Source organism: Microbacterium sp. GQ128 (assembly GCF_059758615.1).
In genome coordinates, this window is record NZ_JCAXDY010000001.1 from 495,525 (window position 1) to 514,615 (window position 19,091).

At 69.6% G+C, this 19,091-nt stretch carries 19 protein-coding genes; all 19 read left to right on the plus strand.

Going from position 1 to position 19,091, the window contains the following annotated elements; all coding sequences use genetic code 11:
* Nucleotides 1–16: 16 nt before the first annotated feature.
* Entirely contained in the window at nt 17–547 is a 531-nt protein-coding gene (gene pyrR / locus AC6CHX_RS02420; protein ID WP_498271508.1) for a bifunctional pyr operon transcriptional regulator/uracil phosphoribosyltransferase PyrR, read from the plus strand.
* Nucleotides 544–1,509: an aspartate carbamoyltransferase catalytic subunit gene (locus tag AC6CHX_RS02425; RefSeq protein ID WP_498271509.1), complete on the plus strand. Its 966-nt coding sequence runs from the start codon at nt 544–546 to the stop codon at nt 1,507–1,509. The genes pyrR and AC6CHX_RS02425 overlap by 4 nt, the downstream gene beginning before the upstream one ends.
* Entirely contained in the window at nt 1,506–2,810 is a 1,305-nt protein-coding gene (locus AC6CHX_RS02430) for a dihydroorotase (RefSeq protein ID WP_498271510.1), read from the plus strand. Before AC6CHX_RS02425 ends, AC6CHX_RS02430 begins: the two co-directional genes overlap by 4 nt.
* Entirely contained in the window at nt 2,807–3,319 is a 513-nt protein-coding gene (locus AC6CHX_RS02435) for a PH-like domain-containing protein (RefSeq protein WP_136043947.1), read from the plus strand. Before AC6CHX_RS02430 ends, AC6CHX_RS02435 begins: the two co-directional genes overlap by 4 nt.
* Nucleotides 3,316–4,494, plus strand: coding sequence for a glutamine-hydrolyzing carbamoyl-phosphate synthase small subunit (gene carA, locus AC6CHX_RS02440; protein ID WP_498271511.1), 1,179 nt, complete (start codon nt 3,316–3,318; stop codon nt 4,492–4,494). The genes AC6CHX_RS02435 and carA overlap by 4 nt, the downstream gene beginning before the upstream one ends.
* Nucleotides 4,494–7,781, plus strand: a complete 3,288-nt coding sequence (gene carB / locus AC6CHX_RS02445) for a carbamoyl-phosphate synthase large subunit (protein ID WP_498271512.1) — start codon at nt 4,494–4,496, stop codon at nt 7,779–7,781. The genes carA and carB overlap by 1 nt, the downstream gene beginning before the upstream one ends.
* The gene (gene pyrF, locus AC6CHX_RS02450; RefSeq protein WP_498271513.1) at nt 7,778–8,623 is read left to right on the plus strand and encodes an orotidine-5'-phosphate decarboxylase; all 846 of its coding nucleotides are present in this window, start codon (nt 7,778–7,780) and stop codon (nt 8,621–8,623) included. Before carB ends, pyrF begins: the two co-directional genes overlap by 4 nt.
* On the plus strand, nt 8,616–9,527 hold the full coding sequence (gmk, locus tag AC6CHX_RS02455) for a guanylate kinase (protein ID WP_498271514.1): 912 nt from the start codon (nt 8,616–8,618) through the stop codon (nt 9,525–9,527). The genes pyrF and gmk overlap by 8 nt, the downstream gene beginning before the upstream one ends.
* Nucleotides 9,528–9,593: 66 nt before the next feature.
* On the plus strand, nt 9,594–9,848 hold the full coding sequence (gene rpoZ / locus AC6CHX_RS02460; RefSeq protein ID WP_017204385.1) for a DNA-directed RNA polymerase subunit omega: 255 nt from the start codon (nt 9,594–9,596) through the stop codon (nt 9,846–9,848).
* 88 nt (nt 9,849–9,936) lie between these two features.
* Complete coding sequence (metK, locus tag AC6CHX_RS02465) at nt 9,937–11,130, plus strand: methionine adenosyltransferase (RefSeq protein WP_498271515.1); 1,194 nt, start codon at nt 9,937–9,939, stop codon at nt 11,128–11,130.
* 16 nt (nt 11,131–11,146) lie between these two features.
* Nucleotides 11,147–13,105, plus strand: a complete 1,959-nt coding sequence (locus AC6CHX_RS02470; RefSeq protein WP_498271516.1) for a primosomal protein N' family DNA-binding protein — start codon at nt 11,147–11,149, stop codon at nt 13,103–13,105.
* Between the two features lie 18 nt (nt 13,106–13,123).
* Nucleotides 13,124–14,044 carry a methionyl-tRNA formyltransferase gene (gene fmt, locus AC6CHX_RS02475; protein ID WP_498271517.1) on the plus strand — a complete coding sequence of 307 codons (921 nt, stop codon included), beginning with the start codon at nt 13,124–13,126 and terminating at the stop codon, nt 14,042–14,044.
* Nucleotides 14,041–15,537, plus strand: coding sequence for an RsmB/NOP family class I SAM-dependent RNA methyltransferase (locus tag AC6CHX_RS02480; RefSeq protein ID WP_498271518.1), 1,497 nt, complete (start codon nt 14,041–14,043; stop codon nt 15,535–15,537). Before fmt ends, AC6CHX_RS02480 begins: the two co-directional genes overlap by 4 nt.
* A 4-nt stretch (nt 15,538–15,541) precedes the next feature.
* Nucleotides 15,542–16,222, plus strand: coding sequence for a ribulose-phosphate 3-epimerase (rpe, locus tag AC6CHX_RS02485; RefSeq protein ID WP_498271519.1), 681 nt, complete (start codon nt 15,542–15,544; stop codon nt 16,220–16,222).
* Complete coding sequence (locus AC6CHX_RS02490) at nt 16,219–16,482, plus strand: phosphoribosyl-ATP diphosphatase (protein WP_017202142.1); 264 nt, start codon at nt 16,219–16,221, stop codon at nt 16,480–16,482. The genes rpe and AC6CHX_RS02490 overlap by 4 nt, the downstream gene beginning before the upstream one ends.
* 38 nt (nt 16,483–16,520) lie before the next feature.
* Entirely contained in the window at nt 16,521–17,363 is an 843-nt protein-coding gene (gene hisG, locus AC6CHX_RS02495) for an ATP phosphoribosyltransferase (protein ID WP_498271520.1), read from the plus strand.
* Nucleotides 17,363–18,124, plus strand: a complete 762-nt coding sequence (hisF, locus tag AC6CHX_RS02500) for an imidazole glycerol phosphate synthase subunit HisF (RefSeq protein WP_498271521.1) — start codon at nt 17,363–17,365, stop codon at nt 18,122–18,124. Before hisG ends, hisF begins: the two co-directional genes overlap by 1 nt.
* A complete protein-coding gene (hisI, locus tag AC6CHX_RS02505; RefSeq protein WP_136043936.1) occupies nt 18,121–18,480 on the plus strand; it encodes a phosphoribosyl-AMP cyclohydrolase in 360 nt (119 codons plus the stop codon). The genes hisF and hisI overlap by 4 nt, the downstream gene beginning before the upstream one ends.
* Complete coding sequence (locus AC6CHX_RS02510; protein ID WP_452325578.1) at nt 18,477–19,064, plus strand: Trp biosynthesis-associated membrane protein; 588 nt, start codon at nt 18,477–18,479, stop codon at nt 19,062–19,064. Before hisI ends, AC6CHX_RS02510 begins: the two co-directional genes overlap by 4 nt.
* Nucleotides 19,065–19,091 lie beyond the last annotated feature (27 nt).

The window sequence follows — 19,091 nt, forward strand, 5'->3', positions numbered from 1 at the left end:
GAGAAGGGAGCGGCCGATGAGCATGCGCACCGTGCTGCACGAAGCCGACATCTCACGAGCGCTGACCCGTATCGCGCACGAGATCCTCGAATCCAATCGAGGCGCCGAGAACCTCGTCCTGCTGGGTATCCCGACCCGCGGAGTCACCCTCGCACATCGCCTCGGCCTGCTGATCAGCGAGATCGCACAACGGTCCGTCCCGGTCGGATCACTCGACGTCACGCTGTTCCGCGATGACCTCGCCAAGCACCCGACCCGATCGCCGCAGCCCACCGAGATCCCGGTGGGCGGCATCGACGGCAAGACGGTGGTGCTCGTCGACGACGTGCTCTTCTCCGGTCGCAGCATCCGGGCCGCACTCGACGCGATCCAGTCGATCGGCCGCCCCGCGGTCGTGCGCCTGGCGATCCTCGTCGATCGTGGGCACCGCGAGCTTCCGATCCGTCCCGACTTCATCGGCAAGAACATCCCCTCCGCCCGCACCGAGCGGGTCAACGTGCGTCTCTTCGAGAACGACGGCGCCGAGGAGGTGACGATCGGCGAATGAGACACCTCCTCGACACCCGCACGCTCGACCGAGCGACCGCCCTGCGTATCCTCGACGTCGCCGAAGACATGTCCGACACCCAGTCGCGCGAGGTCAAGAAGCTCCCGACACTGCGCGGTAAGACCGTCGTGAACCTCTTCTTCGAGGACTCGACCCGCACGCGCATCTCGTTCGAGGCCGCGGCCAAGCGCCTCTCCGCCGATGTCATCAACTTCGCTGCGAAAGGTTCGAGCGTCTCGAAGGGCGAGAGCCTGAAGGACACCGCGCAGACGCTCGAGGCCATCGGCGCCGATGCGGTCGTGGTGCGACACCCCGGCTCCGGTGCGCCGCAGACCCTCGCGACGAGCGGCTGGATCTCGGCCGGAGTCGTGAACGCCGGCGACGGCACGCACGAGCACCCGACCCAGGCGCTGCTCGATGCCTTCACGATCCGCAAACGCCGGTTCGGCGCCGACAGCCGCGGCCAGGACCTGAGCGGGATGCGCGTCGTGATCGTCGGCGATGTCCTGCACTCGCGGGTCGCCCGCTCGAACGTCTGGCTGCTCACCACGCTCGGGGCCGAGGTCACCCTGGTGGCACCGCCCACGTTGGTTCCGCAGAACGTCTCGCTCTGGCCGGTGCGGGTCGTCTACGACCTCGATCAGGCTCTGGCGGACGAGCCGGATGCGGTGATGATGCTGCGCATCCAGCTGGAGCGGATGAACGCCGCGTATTTCCCGACTGAGCGGGAGTATTCCCGACGCTGGGGTCTGGACGCACGGCGTGTGGCCACTCTTCCGGGCGGTAGCATTGTGATGCACCCCGGACCCATGAACCGGGGACTGGAGATCTCCTCGGAAGCTGCCGATTCCCCCCGCTCGACGGTGCTGGAACAGGTCACGAACGGGGTGTCCGTCCGCATGGCGGTGCTGTACCTGCTGCTGGCAGGAGAACGAGACGACGAACGAGGGGGAGACCTGTGAGCGAGACCCTCGTCATCACCGGTGCACAGCTGATCGGTGCCGAGAGCGCCGACATCATCATCGAGGACGGTCGGATCGCTGAGATCGGCAGCGGGCTGAGCCGTTCGGGCGCTCGCGTCATCGACGCGGCGGGCCTCGTCGCGCTGCCGGGTCTGGTCGACCTGCACACCCATCTGCGCGAGCCCGGCTACGAGGCATCCGAGACGATCCTCACCGGCACGAGGGCTGCAGCCGCCGGTGGCTTCACGGCCGTCTTCGCCATGCCCAACACGTCACCGGTCGCCGACACCGCGGGCGTGGTCGAGCAGGAACTCGCGCTCGGCGAGGCTGCCGGCTACGCCACCGTGCAGCCCATCGGCGCGGTGACCGTCGGCCAGAAGGGCGAGCGCCTCGCCGAGCTGGGCGCGATGGCGACCTCGCGCGCGCAGGTCCGCGTCTTCAGCGACGACGGCTTCTGCGTGTTCGACCCGCTGATCATGCGCCGCGCGCTGGAGTACGTGAAGTCCTTCGGGGGCGTCATCGCCCAGCACGCGCAGGATCCCCGCCTCACCGAGGGCGCCCAGATGAACGAGGGCACCGTCTCGGCAGAACTGGGCCTCGCTGGCTGGCCCGCTGTCGCCGAGGAGTCGATCATCGCCCGCGACGTGCTGCTCGCCGAGCATGTCGGCTCGCGCCTGCACGTGTGCCACCTCTCGACCGCGGGCTCGGTGGACATCATCCGGTGGGCCAAGAAGCGCGGCATCGACGTGACGGCCGAGGTCACCCCGCACCACCTGCTGCTGACCGACGAGCTCGTGCGCGGATATGACGCACGGTACAAGGTGAATCCTCCTCTGCGTCGCGAAGAGGACGTGCTCGCCGTGCGCGAGGGCCTCGCCGACGGCACGATCGACATCGTCGCCACCGACCACGCCCCGCACCCGAGCGAGCACAAGGCATGCGAGTGGCAGGCAGCGGCGAACGGCATGGTCGGGCTCGAGAGCGCGCTGCGGGTGGTGCACCAGTCGATGGTGCAGACCGGGCTGCTCGAATGGTCAGACGTGGCACGCGTGATGAGCGCCACGCCGGCGCGCATCGGCCGGCTCGCCGGCCACGGCACGCCGCTGGAGGTCGGTCAGCCCGCCCAGATCACCCTGTACGACGCCTCCGTCGACGGCGTCTTCACGGAGGCGGACCTGCACGGTCGCAGCGTGAACTCGCCGTACCTCGGCCGCGCTCTTCCCGGACGCGTCGAGTACACGATCCACGGCGGCATCCTCACGGTCGACGGCGGCAGCGTCGTCGAGGAGCTTCGCGCATGAGCGCTCGGGACCTCGCTGTCGCGATCACGATCGCGGTCGCGCTCCTGGTGCTGCTCGCGATGCTGTTCGCCTGGCGACGACGAATCCGCCGCGACTCTGTGTTCACGGCCCCGCTGGGGGTTCCGGAGCACGCGGAGGTCTCCCGCCGCGACGAGGTGCTGTACGTGTCGACGACACGGCACGAGCAGCCGCTCGAGCGTCTGGCGGTCTCGCCTCTCGCGTACCGGGCCCGCGGTGAACTCGCCCTCACGGATCGCGGCATCGCCCTCTGCCTCGACGGCGCGCCGACGGTGTTCCTCGCGAACGCCCGGCTCGTGGCCGTCGACCGCGCAACGGTCACGATCGACCGGGTCGTCGAGCCCGGCGGCCTCGTGCGCATCGCCTGGAACATCGACGACGACACGATCGTCGACAGCTACCTGCGGCTCGCCACCGGCGACCCGCAGACTCTCATCTCCGACCTGCAGCGGCTCGTCCCCGCCGCCCCCGACACAGGAGCAACGTCATGACACTCTCGACACCCCCCGGACAGGCCGCTGCGGCCCAGCTGCCCGATCCCGCCGTCCTCGTCCTGGAAGACGGTACCCGCCACACCGGACGCGCGTACGGCGCCCGCGGCCGCACCCTGGGCGAGGTCGTCTTCGCGACCGGCATGTCCGGCTACCAGGAGACGATCACCGACCCCTCGTACGCGGGGCAGATCGTCCTGCAGACCGCGCCGCACATCGGCAACACCGGCATGAACGACGAGGACGCGGAATCCCGCCGCATCTGGGTCGCCGGCTACATCGTGCGCGACCCTTCGCGCGTGGTCTCCAACTGGCGGGCGAACGCCTCGCTCGACGACGTGCTCGTCGCAGACGGCGTCGTGGGCATCAGCGGCATCGACACCCGTTCGATCACCCGCCACATCCGCTCGGCCGGCTCCATGCGCGGCGGGATCTTCTCCGGCGCGGACGCCGCCCTCGACTCGGAGGAGCAGGTGCGCATCGTCCGCGAAGCGCCCGAGATGGCGGGTCGCAACCTCTCCGCCGAGGTCTCCGTCGACGTCGCGACCATCACGACGGCCATGGGGAACCGGATCGGCAACCTCGCTGTGCTCGACCTCGGTGTGAAGCAGGCGACGATCGACAACCTGGCCGCCCGCGGCTTCGAGGTGCACGTGCTCCCGCAGGACGTGACGATCGACGAGATCCGCGCGATCGACCCCGTCGCCGTCTTCTACTCGAACGGCCCCGGAGACCCGGCGGCCTCCGGCGACCACGTCGAACTTCTCCGTTCGGTGCTGGACGACGGCCTCCCGTTCTTCGGGATCTGCTTCGGCAACCAGCTGCTGGGTCGCGCGCTCGGCCTCGGCACCTACAAGCTGCCCTTCGGCCACCGCGGCATCAACCAGCCGGTGCTCGACAAGGAGACCGGGAAGGTCGAGATCACGGCCCACAACCACGGCTTCGCGGTCGAGGCGCCCCTGGAGGGCTCGTTCGACAGCCCGAACGGCTACGGCAAGGTCGAGGTCAGCCACGTCGGCCTCAACGACAACGTCGTGGAGGGACTCCGCGCCCTCGACATCCCCGCCTTCTCGGTGCAGTACCACCCCGAGGCGGCGGCCGGCCCGCACGACGCCAACTACCTCTTCGACAGGTTCCGCGACCTGGTCATCGCAAGCCAGAAGGACTCCAAGTAATGCCCAAGCGCGACGACATCAACTCCGTCCTCGTCATCGGCTCCGGCCCGATCGTCATCGGCCAGGCCTGCGAGTTCGACTACTCCGGCACCCAGGCGTGCCGCGTGCTCCGCGAGGAGGGCGTCCGGGTCATCCTGGTCAACTCCAACCCGGCCACCATCATGACCGACCCGGACTTCGCCGACGCGACGTACATCGAGCCGATCACATGGCAGGTCATCGAGACGATCATCGCGAAGGAGCGCCCCGACGCGATCCTCCCGACGCTCGGGGGTCAGACCGCGCTGAACGCCGCGATCGAGCTGCACAATCACGGCATCCTGGAGAAGTACGACGTCGAGCTCATCGGCGCCAACTTCGAGGCGATCAACAAGGGCGAGGATCGTCAGATCTTCAAGCAGCTGGTCCTCGATGCCGGTGCCGACGTGGCGGACTCCCGCATCGCCCACACGATGGACGAGGTCCTGGCGGCCGCCGACGAGCTCGGCTACCCGTTGGTCGTCCGCCCGAGCTTCACGATGGGCGGCCTGGGCTCCGGGTTCGCGTACGACGAGAGCGACCTGCGTCGCATTGCCGGCGCGGGCCTGCGCGACTCGCCCACGACCGAGGTACTCCTGGAGGAGTCGATCCTCGGCTGGAAGGAGTACGAGCTCGAGCTCATGCGCGACACCGCCGACAACACGGTCGTGGTCTGCTCGATCGAGAACGTCGACCCGGTCGGCGTGCACACGGGCGACTCGATCACCGTCGCACCCGCGTTGACCCTCACCGACCGCGAGTACCAGAAGATGCGCGACATCGGCATCGACATCATCCGCGCCGTGGGCGTCGACACCGGCGGCTGCAACATCCAGTTCGCGGTGGACCCGTCGAACGGCCGCATCATCGTCATCGAGATGAACCCGCGCGTCTCGCGGTCCAGCGCTCTGGCGTCGAAGGCGACGGGATTCCCGATCGCGAAGCTCGCGGCCAAGCTGGCCCTGGGCTACCGTCTCGACGAGATCCCGAACGACATCACCGGTGTGACGCCGGCGAGCTTCGAGCCCACGCTCGACTACGTCGTCGTCAAGGTGCCGCGCTTCGCGTTCGAGAAGTTCCCGGCAGCCGACGCGACGCTGACCACCACCATGAAGTCGGTGGGCGAGGCGATGGCGATCGGCCGCAACTACGCGACCGCCCTCCAGAAGGCCCTGCGTTCTCTGGAGAAGCGCGGATCGAGCTTCCACTGGGGCGCCGAGGAGCGCTCGGTGGAGGAGCTGCTCGAGATCTCGAAGATCCCGACCGACGGTCGGATCGTGACGCTGCAGCAGGCCCTGCGCAAGGGCGCGACCGTCGAGCAGGCGTTCGATGCGACGGCCATCGACCCGTGGTTCCTCGACCAGATCGTGCTCATCAACGAGGTCGCCGAGATCGTGCGGACGGCTCCCGAGCTGGATGCCGCGACCCTCCGCTACGCGAAGGAGCACGGATTCTCCGACGCGCAGCTCGCCGAGATCCGCGGCACGAACGAGGCCGAGGTGCGCGGTGTCCGCCACGGCCTCGGCATCCGCCCGGTGTACAAAACGGTCGACACTTGCGCCGGCGAGTTCCCGGCCCTGACGCCGTACCACTACTCGAGCTACGACTTCGAGACCGAGGTCGCGCCGTCCGAGCGGACCAAGGTCGTCATCATCGGATCGGGCCCGAACCGCATCGGTCAGGGTGTGGAGTTCGACTACTCCTGCGTGCACGCCTCGTTCGCGTTGTCGGACGCCGGGTTCGAGACCGTGATGGTCAACTGCAACCCGGAGACCGTGTCGACCGACTACGACACCTCCGACCGCCTGTACTTCGAGCCGCTGACGCTCGAAGACGTGCTGGAGGTGCTGGACGCGGAGGCGGCGAGCGGAACGATCCTCGGAGTCGTGTGCCAGCTGGGCGGTCAGACGCCGCTCGGGCTCGCGAAGGGCATCGAGGCCGCCGGGTACACGGTGCTCGGCACCAGCCCCGAGGCGATCGACCTGGCCGAGGAGCGCGAGCTCTTCTCCCGTCTGCTCGACGATGCAGGCCTCGTCGCGCCGCGCAACGGCACCGCGATCGACGTCGAGGGCGCCGTGCGCATCGCCGAGGAGATCGGCTACCCGGTGCTGGTGCGCCCGAGCTTCGTCCTCGGCGGCCGGGGCATGGAGATCGTCTACGACACCGCATCGCTGCGTGACTACTTCGTGCGCACCGCGGGCGAGGTTGTCATCGAGGAGGGCAAGCCGCTCCTGGTCGACCGCTTCCTCGACGATGCGATCGAGCTCGACGTGGACGCACTCTACGACGGCACCGATCTGTACATCGGCGGCGTCATGGAGCACCTGGAAGAGGCGGGCATCCACTCGGGCGACTCCAGCTGCACGCTGCCGCCGGTCTCGCTCGGCCGCACCGACGTCGACCGCGTGCGCGAGGCCACCCTCGCGATCGCGAAGGGCGTCGGCGTGCGCGGACTGCTGAACGTGCAATTCGCCATCAGCGCCGGCGTGCTCTACGTCATCGAGGCGAACCCTCGCGCCAGCCGCACCGTGCCGTTCGTGTCGAAAGCTCTCGGCATCCCGATGGCCAAGGCGGCCAGCCGCATCATGACCGGATCCACGGTCGCCGAGCTGCGTGCCGAGGGCATGCTCCCGGAGCAGGACGGATCCCGCGTGCCCCTCGACGCTCCGGTGTCGGTCAAGGAGGCCGTGCTCCCGTTCAAGCGCTTCCGCACCGCAGACGGCAAGACGGTCGACTCCATTCTCGGCCCGGAGATGCGCTCGACCGGAGAGGTCATGGGCATCGACCGCGACTTCCCGACGGCTTTCGCGAAGAGCCAGGCAGCGGCCTACGGTGGCATGCCCACCTCGGGAACCGTGTTCATCTCGGTCGCCGACTCGGACAAGCGCGCCGTGATCCTGCCCGCGCACCGTCTGCAGCAGTTGGGCTTCAACATCGTCGCGACCGAGGGCACCGCCGAGATCCTCTCCCGCAACGGCATCGCCGTGACCCTGGTCGAGAAGTACAGCGCGACGCAGGAGTCGGGGGCGAAGAATATCGTCGACCTCATCAACGAGGGAGCGATCGACATCGTCGTGAACACCCCTTCGGGTGGGGCCGCTCGTGCCGACGGCTATGAGATCCGCGCGGCGGCCGTCGCCGCGGACAAGGCCCTGTTCACGACCATGGCCGTGCTCGGCGCGGCCGTGAGCGGCATGGACGCGGCCCACGAGGGCTTCCAGGTGAAGAGCCTGCAGGAGTACGCGTTGGACCGGAAGGCGGCACTGTGAGCGAACGCTTCGGCGAGCGGGTCCGCGCGGCGCTGCACGCGCGCGGACCGCTCTGCGTCGGCATCGACCCCCACGCCGCGCTGCTCGCGGCGTGGGGGCTGACCGACGACGCGCAGGGCGTGCGTGAGTTCGGTCTGCGCACGGTCGAGGCTGCTTCCGGGCGGGTAGGCATCGTCAAGCCGCAGATCTCGTTCTTCGAGCGCTTCGGTTCGCAGGGCATCGCTGCGCTCGAGGACGTCCTCGCGGCAGCGCGTGCAGCCGGCCTCCTCGTGATCGCCGACGCCAAGCGGGGCGACATCGGATCGACGATGGATGACTACGCGCGCGCGTGGCTCACCCCGGGTTCCCCGCTCGAAGCCGATGCGCTCACGGTCAACCCGTTCCTCGGCGTCGGCGCTCTCGACGGGGCATTCGCCCTGGCCGCCGACCACGGCAAGGGGCTCTTCGTGCTCGCAGCGACCAGCAACCCGGAAGCCGAGTCGCTCCAGCGCTCCGTGAACGCGTCCGGCGACACCGTGTCCGCGTCGGTCATCGCCGAGGTGACGGCCCGCAACGTCGAGTCGTCTCCGGCAGGGGAGTGGGGCAGCTTCGGCTTCGTCATCGGTGCGACGGTCGACTGGGCTCTGGCGGGAATCTCCGCATTCACTCCGGCCGCCCCCATCCTCGCCCCGGGCTTCGGCGCGCAGGGAGCGACGCCGGCAGACCTCCGCGCCCGCTTCGGCGCGATGACCGACGCGGTGATCGCGAGCGAGAGCCGCAGCCTGCTCTCCGCCGGTCCCGTCGACCTGGCCGAGGCGATCACCGCACGCGCCGCCGAGTACCTCGAGGTGGCCGGTGTCTGACGCGCAGCGCACGGTTCCCGAGGTCGACAGGGCCGCGGCGGCACGACGCGCCGTGGAGCGCCGACGCGCCAGGGCTTCGGTCAAGCGCGACCTCACGATGCGGGTGGTGACCCCACAGACGGTGCTGCATCGAGCCACGGCGGACGCCGACTCGGTCGAGGGATCGATGCGCATCACCGATTTCCTCCTCGCTCTCCCCGCGATCGGGGCCGGCAAGCGCGACCGCGTGCTGGACGAGCTGCAGATCTCGCCCGTGAAGCGCCTCGGTGGGCTCGGAGCTCGGCAGCGCCGAGTGCTGGAGGAGTGGCTCGACTCACGCTTCCCGGTGCCGACCCCGCGCGGTGCACGCAGCCGCCTGCTGGTGCTCGCCGGACCCACCGCCGTGGGCAAGGGCACCGTCGCCGCGCACATCCGCGAGCACAACCCGGAGATCCACCTGTCGGTGTCGGCGACCACGCGGCCTCCGCGCCCGGGCGAGATCGACGGCGTGCACTACTACTTCGTGGACGACACGGAGTTCGACCGGCTGATCGCCGAGGACGAGCTCCTCGAGTACGCCGTGGTCCACAACCGTTCCCGTTATGGAACGCCCCGTGCGCCGATCGACACCGCGCTGGCCGAGGGCAAGACCGTCCTGCTCGAGATCGATCTGCAGGGCGCACGTCAGGTGCGGGCCGCGGAACCCGCGGCGACACTCATCTTCCTGCTGCCTCCGAGCTGGGATGAGCTGGTGCATCGGCTGGTCGGCCGCGGCACCGAGGATGCCGAGGAGCGCGCCCGCAGATTGCGCACCGCGAAGGGTGAACTCGCCGCTCAGAACGAGTTCGATCACCTCATCGTGAACGAGGACGTCGCCACGGCGGCCCGCGAGGTCGTAGAATTGTCTTCAAGCTCTGCGCGCTGAGCGTCTTCGCGCGCCATTTCGCACCGACTTCGCGACGATCCCGTCGCCTGACCAGGAGGTCTCACCATGGCCGGACACAACAACGGCATCATCGATCCCCCCATCGACAACCTGCTCGACCGCGTCGACTCCAAGTACGAGCTCGTCATCTACGCCGCGAAGCGCGCGCGCCAGATCAACGACTACTACTCGGACCTGCACGAGGGCAACCTGTTCGACAACGTGGGTCCGCTCGTCGACTCCTCCGTCGAGGACAAGCCGCTCACCATCGCGCTGCACGAGATCAACGAGGACAAGCTCCGCCTGCGTCACGCAGAGTGATATTCGAGGCCGCGCCTCCCTCCTGTCGGAGGCGCGGTCCAGAATGGGTGCAACACCCTCCCTCTGTCCATCCCGTTCTGGAGTTTCGATGAGCGCCCTGCGTCTGTTCACGTCCGAGTCCGTCACCGAAGGGCACCCGGACAAGATCTGCGATCAGATCTCAGACAGCATCCTCGACGGGCTCCTCACCAAAGACAGAGGCTCCCGCGTCGCGGTCGAGACGCTCGTCACGACCGGCCTCGTGCACGTCGCCGGCGAGATCCGCACCGAGGCTTACGTCGACATCCCCACGATCGTCCGCCAGGTCGTGAACGGCATCGGCTACACGTCCAGTGAGACCGGCTTCGACGGCGACTCCTGCGGTGTCAGCGTCTCGGTGGGCGAGCAGTCGACCGACATCGCCCACGGCGTCGACAGCGCTCAGGAGCATCGCGACGGGTCGTCCGTGGACCCGCTCGACGCCCTCGGCGCGGGCGACCAGGGCATCATGTTCGGCTTCGCGACGAACGAGACGCCGCAGCTCATGCCGATGGCTGCCTGGACCGCGCACCGGCTCGCCGAGCGGCTGACCGAGGTGCGCCGCTCCGGCGTGCTGCCGTTCTTGCGCCCCGACGGCAAGACGCAGGTGACGCTCGGCTACGACGGCTTCACGCCGAAGACCGTCGACGCCGTCGTGGTCTCGACCCAGCACCACCCCGATATCTCGCAGGAAGACCTCCAGGCTCAGGTTCGCCAGCACGTGATCGACCCGGTGCTCGCCACGACCGGCCTCGACCTCGACGACGTCACCCTCTACATCAATCCGGCCGGTCCTTTCGTGACCGGTGGTCCCAAGGGAGACGCTGGGCTCACCGGCCGCAAGATCATCATCGACACGTACGGCGGAGCCTCTCGCCACGGCGGGGGAGCCTTCAGCGGGAAGGACCCGTCCAAGGTCGACCGCTCCGGCGCGTACGCGACCCGATGGGTGGCGAAGAACGCGGTGGCGGCGGGACTTGCAGACCGCCTCGAGGTGCAGATCGCCTATGCGATCGGCGTCGCCCGTCCGGTCGGCCTGTACGTCGAGACGTTCGGCACCGGGAAGGTGTCCGACGAAGTCATCACGCAGGCGATCACCTCGGTGTTCGATCTGCGCCCTCAGGCGATCATCGAGCAGCTCGATCTGCTGCGCCCGATCTACGCCCAGACGGCGGCATACGGCCACTTCGGGCGGGAGCTGCCTGATTTCACCTGGGAGCGCACCGACCGCGTCGAAGAGCTGCGCCGCGCTGCCGGCCTCTGATGGGACCGCGGTCCTGATGTCTCCGGCGAGCCGGCGCATCGCGCGCGTGCTCCTCGATTCCCCTCTTCCTCAGCTCGATCGGCTCTTCGACTACGCCCTCCCCGCCGAACTGGGGGAGGTGCCGCTCGGCGTTCGCGTCCGAGTGCCGCTGCGCACCGCCGGGCGCGTGATCGACGGCTACGTGGTCGAGATCGGCACCGAAGACGACGCCGACCGCGCGCTGTCCGAGGTCGAGAGCGTCGTGTCCGAGGTGTCCGTGCTCCCGGAGCGCCTACACACGCTCGCGCGCCGGGTCGCCGACCGTGCGGCAGGATCGGCGTCCGACGTGCTGCGCCTCGTGATCCCCAAGCGCCAGGTGCGCGTCGAGAAGGCGTGGACCGCCGACACCCCGGTCGAGACACCGGATGCGGAGGCGCGCGAGGCGGCGGAGAGCACTGTCGGACTGTACGAAGGCCTCGGCGCCGTCCTTGACACGGGCGGTCGCGCCGCGGTGGAGGCGATACCCCAGCTCGTCGACGGTGTGCAGGGGTGGGCTCGACTGCTGGCATCGTCCGCAGCCCGGATGCTCGCCGCGGGGAAGTCATCGATCATCGTCGTCCCCGACAGTCGTGATCTCGACCGGCTCCTCGCTGCGCTCGACACTCTCGTCCCTCCCGGAGCGGTCGTGCGTCACGACTCCCGGCAGACGAACCCCGATCGCTACCGCGGATTCCTGCGCACGCTCGAAGACGCCCCGTGCATCGTGGTGGGCAACCGTTCGGCGGTGTACTCCCCGGTCGTGGCCGGGCTGGTCGCGATCTGGGACGACGGTGATCCGCTTCTGGGGGAGCCGTTGGCCCCGTACGTCAACGCGCGAGACGCGGCTCTCCTCCGCCAGGAGCTCGAGGGGTCGGCGCTGCTCTTCACCGGTCACACGCGGACGACCGATGTGGAAAGGCTCGTCGTCATCGGCTGGCTGCAGGATGTCCGGGCGGCGCGTCGCGTGCTCCCGCGTGTCGTGCTCAGCACGCCGCAGGAGATGGAGCAGCCGACGGCCCAGCGGATGCCGTCCTCCGCGTTTCTCGCTGCCCGCACCGCGGCGGCTGAAGGACCGGTGCTCGTCCAGGTCTCGCGACCCGGTTTCTCCCCGTCACTGGTGTGCGCCGAGTGCCGGGCGCCGGCGCGATGTGCCCACTGCGGCGGGCCGCTCGGCGCGAAGCACCGGGGTGCCGTGCCGGTGTGCGGCTGGTGCGGCCGCGCCGCCAGCGCCTGGACGTGTCCTGCCTGCTCCTCGACCAAGCTGAGACTCGCCTCCTCGGGGAGCGAGCGCACCGCCGATGAGCTCGGGCGCGCGTTCCCGGGGGTACGGGTGATCGTGGCCGACGGTGCGCACCCGGTCGAACGCGTGCCGGCCAAACCCGCGCTGGTGGTCGCGACCAGAGGCGCCGAGCCGATCGCCGAGGGCGGGTACCGTGCGGTCGTGCTGCTCGACGGCCCTCGAATGCTCCAGGCGCCCGATCTCCGTGTCGCGGAGTCGTGTCTGCGCTGGTGGTCGAACGCGGCCGCGCTGGCGGCACCCGGCGCGCCCATCCACCTGGTCGGGGTGAACGGGGCGGCGGCGAAGGCGTTCGCGACGTGGAACCAGGCGGGCCATGCCCGCTCGGAGCTGGAGAGTCGGGCACCGCTGCACATGCCCCCGACGACAAGGGTCGCTCTGGTGCAGGGCTCGGTTCCGGCGGTCGCGAACGCTCTCGCCGCGCTCACCGAGCTCGCCTTGCCCGCCGACGCGGTGCTCGGCCCTGTCCCCGTCGAGTCCGATGACATCCCGCCACGGGTGCGGGCGCTCGTGAGGTTCGACTACGGCTCCGGCTCCCGCGTCGCGACCGCTCTGCGCGCCGCCGTCGTCGCCGAAGCGGTGAGCGGCCGCCGCCGAAAGGGGCGTGCGACCAAGAGCACGCTCTCCGTCCGCCTCGATATCCTCGAACCAGAGCTCTGACCCATCCGGAGAACCTTCATGCGCCTCGTCTTCGCCGGCACACCCGCTGCCGCCGTGCCCACCCTGCGACGTCTCGCGACCTCGCATGACATCGCCGCGGTCGTCACGCGGCCCGATGCCCCACTCGGCCGACGGCGGGTGCTGACGCCGTCCCCGGTCGCCCAGGCTGCCGTCGAGCTCGGTCTCCCCGTGATCAAGACGGCCCGGCTGGATGATGCCGCGACGGCCGAGATCTCGGCGCTGCAGGTCGAGCTCGGAGTGATCGTCGCGTATGGCGGGCTGGTGCGCGAGCCGCTGCTCTCCGCCCCGACCGCCGGGTGGATCAACCTCCACTTCTCGCTGTTGCCCGCATGGCGAGGAGCCGCCCCTGTGCAGCGGGCGCTCATCGCGGGGGATCGGGTACTCGGAGCGAGCGTGTTCCAGCTCGTCGCCGAGCTCGATGCCGGCGATGTCTTCGCCACCCGCGAGGTCGATGTTCCCGAGACGGCGACGGCGGGAGAGGCTCTCGAGGCGCTCGCGCTGGACGGAGCAGAGCTCACCGCCGATGTGGTCTCCTCGATCGCGGCGGGTACGGCTCGGGCGGTGCCCCAGGAGGGGACGCCGACCTTCGCCGCCAAACTCACGCTCGCCGACGGGCTGCTCGACTGGGACCAGGCGCTGGAGGCCGTGTTCGCGCGGTTCCGTGGTGTGACCCCCGAACCGGGAGCGCACACGACGATCGCCGGTCAGCCCCTCAAGGTGCTCGAGGCGGTTCCCGCGCCGGAGGCCGATTCGCTGCCGCCCGGGCATCTCCGGGGCACCAAGACGGCGCTCCACATCGGCACGGGCACCGCGCCACTCTCCGTCACCAGGGTGCAGCCCGCGGGCAAGGGACCGATGAACGCGGTCGACTGGTGGCGCGGTCTGCGCGGGGGAGATGATCTGGTGGCCGGATCATGAGCGACGAGCGACGGGACCGTCGACGCCCGCCATCGAACGGTCGCCCGCGTGGTGCGCAGGGCTCAGCAGAGGGGCATCGCGGCGGTCAGCGCGGCCCCGCCCGCACCGTGCAGCCCGCGAGAAGGGTGGCATACGACGTGCTGCGTGCGGTCTCCGAGACCGATGCGTACGCGAACCTCGTGCTTCCTTCGGCCATCGCCGAGGCGAAACTCACCCCTCAGGACGCGGCGCTCGCGACCGAACTGACCTACGGCACCCTGCGACGGCTCGGAACCTATGACGCGATCATCGCCTCGGCGGCCGATCGCTCGACCGACAGCATCGATCCCGCGGTTCTCGATGCGCTCCGGCTCGCCGTGCACCAGCTGCTCGCGACACGTGTCGCCTCGCACGCTGCGGTGAACGAATCCGTGAATCTGGTCGCCGTGGAGTCCGGTCGGGGAGCATCGAGTTTCGCGAACGCGGTTCTGCGGCGCATCACCCGGGATTCGGCCGAGGCCTGGCAGGAGCGCGTCGAAGAGCACGCCCGCTCCGACGACGAGCGTCTGGCGCTGCGCTCCGCACACCCGGTCTGGGTCATCCGGGCGCTCCGTCGAGCTCTCGCGGCGGAAGGCCGCGACGCCGAGCTCGACGCCCTCCTCGAAGCCGACAACGCCTCGCCCGAAGTGACGCTCGTCGCGCTACCCGGTCTCGCGGAGCCCGGCGAGCCCCGTCTGCCCTACGCACCGACCGCGTTCGCGTCTCCCGGTGGCGATCCGCGTCTGTCGGTCGAGGCCTCAGGCGGCACGGTCCGGGTGCAGGACGAGGGCTCGCAGCTCGTCGCGCTCGCCCTGGCCGGAGTCTCGCCCATCGCGGCGGGGGAGCGCTGGCTCGATCTCTGCGCCGGCCCGGGAGGGAAGACCGCGCTCCTGGCGGCGATCGCGCTCCGGGAAGACGTCATCCTCGAGGCCAACGAGGTCGTTCCCGTCCGAGCGCGCCTGGTGCGCAAGGCGCTCCGCGCCGTTCCCGGCGAGATCGTGGTGCACGAGCAGGACGGTCGCGCCCTCGCGGCTTCTCGGCCCGGTGAGTTCGACCGGATCCTCGTGGACGCGCCGTGCACGGGACTCGGCGCGCTGCGTCGTCGCCCCGAGGCGCGCTGGCGCAAGTCGCCCGCCGACGTCGCCGAGCTCGTGCCGCTCCAGGTGGAGCTGCTCTCGGCCGCCCTCGACGCGCTCGCCCCGGGCGGGATCGTCGCGTACGTCACGTGCTCGCCGCATCTGGCCGAGACCACGGGGGTCGTGCAGGAGGTGCTGCGCGGCCGCGGCGACATCGTCGAGCTCGACGCCCGTGCAGCGATCGCCGATGTCTCCCGGTCGCCGATCGACCTCGCGACCGAGGGGCGATCCGGTTCCGGCAGCGCTCAGCTCTGGCCGCACCGACACGGCACCGATGCCATGTTCCTCGCGCTCCTGCAGCGTTCCGCAACCGTCCCCACCGCAGAGAAGGAAGACTAGGACCGTGGATCTCCCTCGCGCACCGCGCATCAATCCGAGCATCCTCGCCGCCGACTTCGTGAACATGCAGGCGGATCTCGCCCGCATCGCGACAGCGGACTTCGCGCACGTCGATGTGATGGACAATCACTTCGTCCCGAACCTGACGTTCGGGCCGCAGATGGTCGAGCGCATTCAGGCGACCAGCCCCATCCCGCTCGACGTGCACCTGATGATCACCGATCCGGAGCGTTGGGCACCGGAGTATGCCGAGATCGGAGCCGCGAGCGTCACGTTCCACCTCGAGGCCGCCGACGATCCGGTGGCCCTCGCGCGCCGACTGCGCGACATCGGCTCCCGCGCCGGTGTCGCCGTGAAGCCGGGAACCCCGGTCGAACCGCTGTTCGAGGTGCTCGACGAATTCGATCAGATCCTCGTGATGACGGTGGAGCCGGGATTCGGCGGCCAAAGTTTCATGCCTGAGACGATGCCGAAGCTCCGGTCTCTCGCCGAGGAGGCGCGTCGGCGCGGCTCGTCCGTCTGGCTCCAGGTCGACGGCGGAATCTCGGACAGCACGATCGAGTATGCCGCCGCCGCCGGGGCCGATACCTTCGTGGCCGGTTCGGCAGTGTACGGCGCCGACGACATCGAAGCGGCCGTCACCCGGCTGAGAGACCTCGCCCGAGCCGGTAGCCTGGAAGCGTGAAGACTTTCGACGAGCTGTTCGCCGAGCTCAGCGTCAAGGCCGAGACCCGTCCCGAAGGATCGGGTACGGTCGCGGAGCTCGACGGCGGCGTGCACACGATCGGCAAGAAGATCGTCGAAGAGGCCGCCGAGGTGTGGATGGCTTCGGAGTACGAGTCCGACGAGGCCGCCGCCGAGGAGATCTCGCAGCTGCTCTATCACGTCCAGGTGATGATGCTCGCGAAGGGTCTCAGCCTGCAGGACGTCTACCGACATCTGTGATGCGCTCCGTTCCTCTCCTCTCGAACTGAAAGCACTCCATGCTGCGCATCGCCGTTCCCAACAAGGGCTCGCTCTCCGAGACCGCCGCCGACATGCTCGCCGAGGCGGGCTATGCGGGCCGTCGCGACCCCAAGACCCTCCATGTCATCGACGCCGATAACGACGTCGAGTTCTTCTTCCTCCGCCCCAAGGACATCGCGACCTACGTCGGCTCCGGTGCGATCGATGTGGGCATCACCGGTCGTGACCTGCTGCTCGACGCCCGCATGCCGGGCGCACGCGAGATCGAGGCGCTCGGGTTCGCCGGCTCCACGTTCCGCTTCGCGGCGCCCACCGGACGCTACACCGACGTGGCCGAGCTCGACGGGTTGCGCATCGCCACCTCCTATCCCGGGCTGGTCGACGCGTTCCTCGACGAACGCGACATCGCGGTCGACCTCGTTCCGCTCGACGGAGCGGTCGAGTCGGCCGTCCGTCTCGGTGTCGCCGACGCGGTGGCCGATGTCGTCGAGACGGGGACCACACTCCGTCAGGCCGGACTCGAGGTCTTCGGCCCGGTCATCCTGCAGTCCGAGGCCGTGCTCATCGCCGGCCCCGCCGACGCCGAGGGCGCCGAGACGCTTCTGCGCCGGCTTCGCGGTGTCATGGTGGCTCGCCGTTTCGTCATGATCGACTACGACCTGCCGGTGGCACTCCTCGACGAGGCCGTGAAGATCGCGGGCGGCGTCGAATCGCCGACCGTTTCACCGCTGCGGGATCCGGAGTGGGTGGCCGTGCGTGTCATGGTCGCGCGCACGCGTGTGAATCCCGTCATGGACGCGCTCTACGCGCTCGGCGCTCGCGCCATCCTGGTCACCGCCATCCACAACGCGAGGCTCTGATGACACTCGCCAGCCGTGTCATCCCGTGTCTGGATGTCGCCGAGGGCCGTGTGGTCAAGGGCGTGAACTTCGAGAATCTGCGTGACATGGGCGACCCGGTCGAACTCGCCAGGCACTACGCGGCGCAGGGCGCCGACGAGATCACGTTCCTCGATGTGACGGCAACGGTCGACGCCCGCGCCACGACCTACGATGTCGTGCAGCGCACGGCGGAGCAGGTCTTCGTGCCACTGACGGTCGGCGGGGGAGTGCGCAGTGCCGAAGACGTCGCGCGGCTCCTCTCGGTCGGCGCCGACAAGGTCGGAGTGAACTCGGCCGCCATCGCGCGCCCCGAGCTGATCGGAGAGATCGCCGACCGGTTCGGCGCGCAGGTGCTCGTCCTGTCGCTCGACGTGAAGCGGGCGGGGACCACGCCCTCCGGCTTCGTCGTCACGACGCACGGTGGTCGCACGCAGACCACCCTCGACGCGGTGGCCTGGGCGCGAGAGGCCGTCGAACGGGGGGCCGGCGAGCTGCTGGTGAACTCGATCGATGCCGACGGCACGCGCGACGGCTTCGACCTCGAGCTCGTGCGGCTCGTGCGGGAAGCGGCCTCCGTTCCCGTCATCGCTTCGGGCGGTGCAGGTCAGGTGTCCGACTTCGCTCCTGCCATCAAGGCCGGGGCCGATGCCGTCCTCGCGGCGAGCGTCTTCCACACGGGGGCACTCACCGTCGGCGACGTCAAGGACGCTCTTCGCGCAGAGGGAGTGGTGGTCCGATGACTTCCGTGGAGGAGCGCATCGCGCAGGTCGCATTCAATGCCGACGGACTGGCACCGGTGATCGTGCAGCAGTTCGACACGCACGAGGTGCTGATGCTCGCGTGGGTGGATGCCGAGGCGCTGCGGCGCACGCTGACGTCGGGGCGGGCCACGTACTGGTCGCGGTCCCGCCAGGAGTACTGGCGCAAGGGCGACACGTCCGGGCACATTCAGGTGGTGCACGAGGCGCGCCTCGACTGCGACGGCGATGCCATCCTGCTCCTGGTCGCCCAGACCGGCCCCGCCTGCCACACCGGCACGCGCACCTGTTTCGACACGACCGACCTCGAGGCGACGACCGGAACGGCTCAGGCATGACCTTCGCTCAGCGCGGTCGGTCGCTCTCCGTCTCCGGCTTCCTGCTCGCCGGTGCCATCGGCATCATCTCGTCGACCCAGACCTGGCTGACGGTCGAGCGTGCGGATGCGGGCGAGGCGATCCTGGTTCCTGGGGCGTCAGCTCTGGTGCTGCTCGCCCCCCTCAGCCTCGCGGTGCTCGCCCTCGGAGCGGCCCTCGCCATTTCCGGCAAGGTCGTGCGCCTCATCTTCGGCGTGCTGGCGGCTGCGACGGCGTTGTTCCTCGGCTGGTCGACCGTCCAGCTGCTCCTGACCGAGCCCTTCGACGCCGTCGCCGCTACCGTGACCGAGGTCACGGGGCTCGCCGGTGGCGGTGCGGTCCACGAGGTCGTCACGAGCATCGTCCCCTCGGCCTGGCCGTACATCGCCCTCGTCGGATGGGTGATCCTGCTCGCCGCGTCCGTGGTGGTCCTCACGACCTGGCGGGGGTGGAAGGCCGGTGGGCGACGCTACCGCACCGACCACGTCGAGGCCGCCCATGACGGGCCCGTGGACGCGGTCGATTCCTGGGACGAGCTGTCCCGCGGAACCGATCCGACGCGTTGACCCCGATAGACTGATTTCGAACTGCAC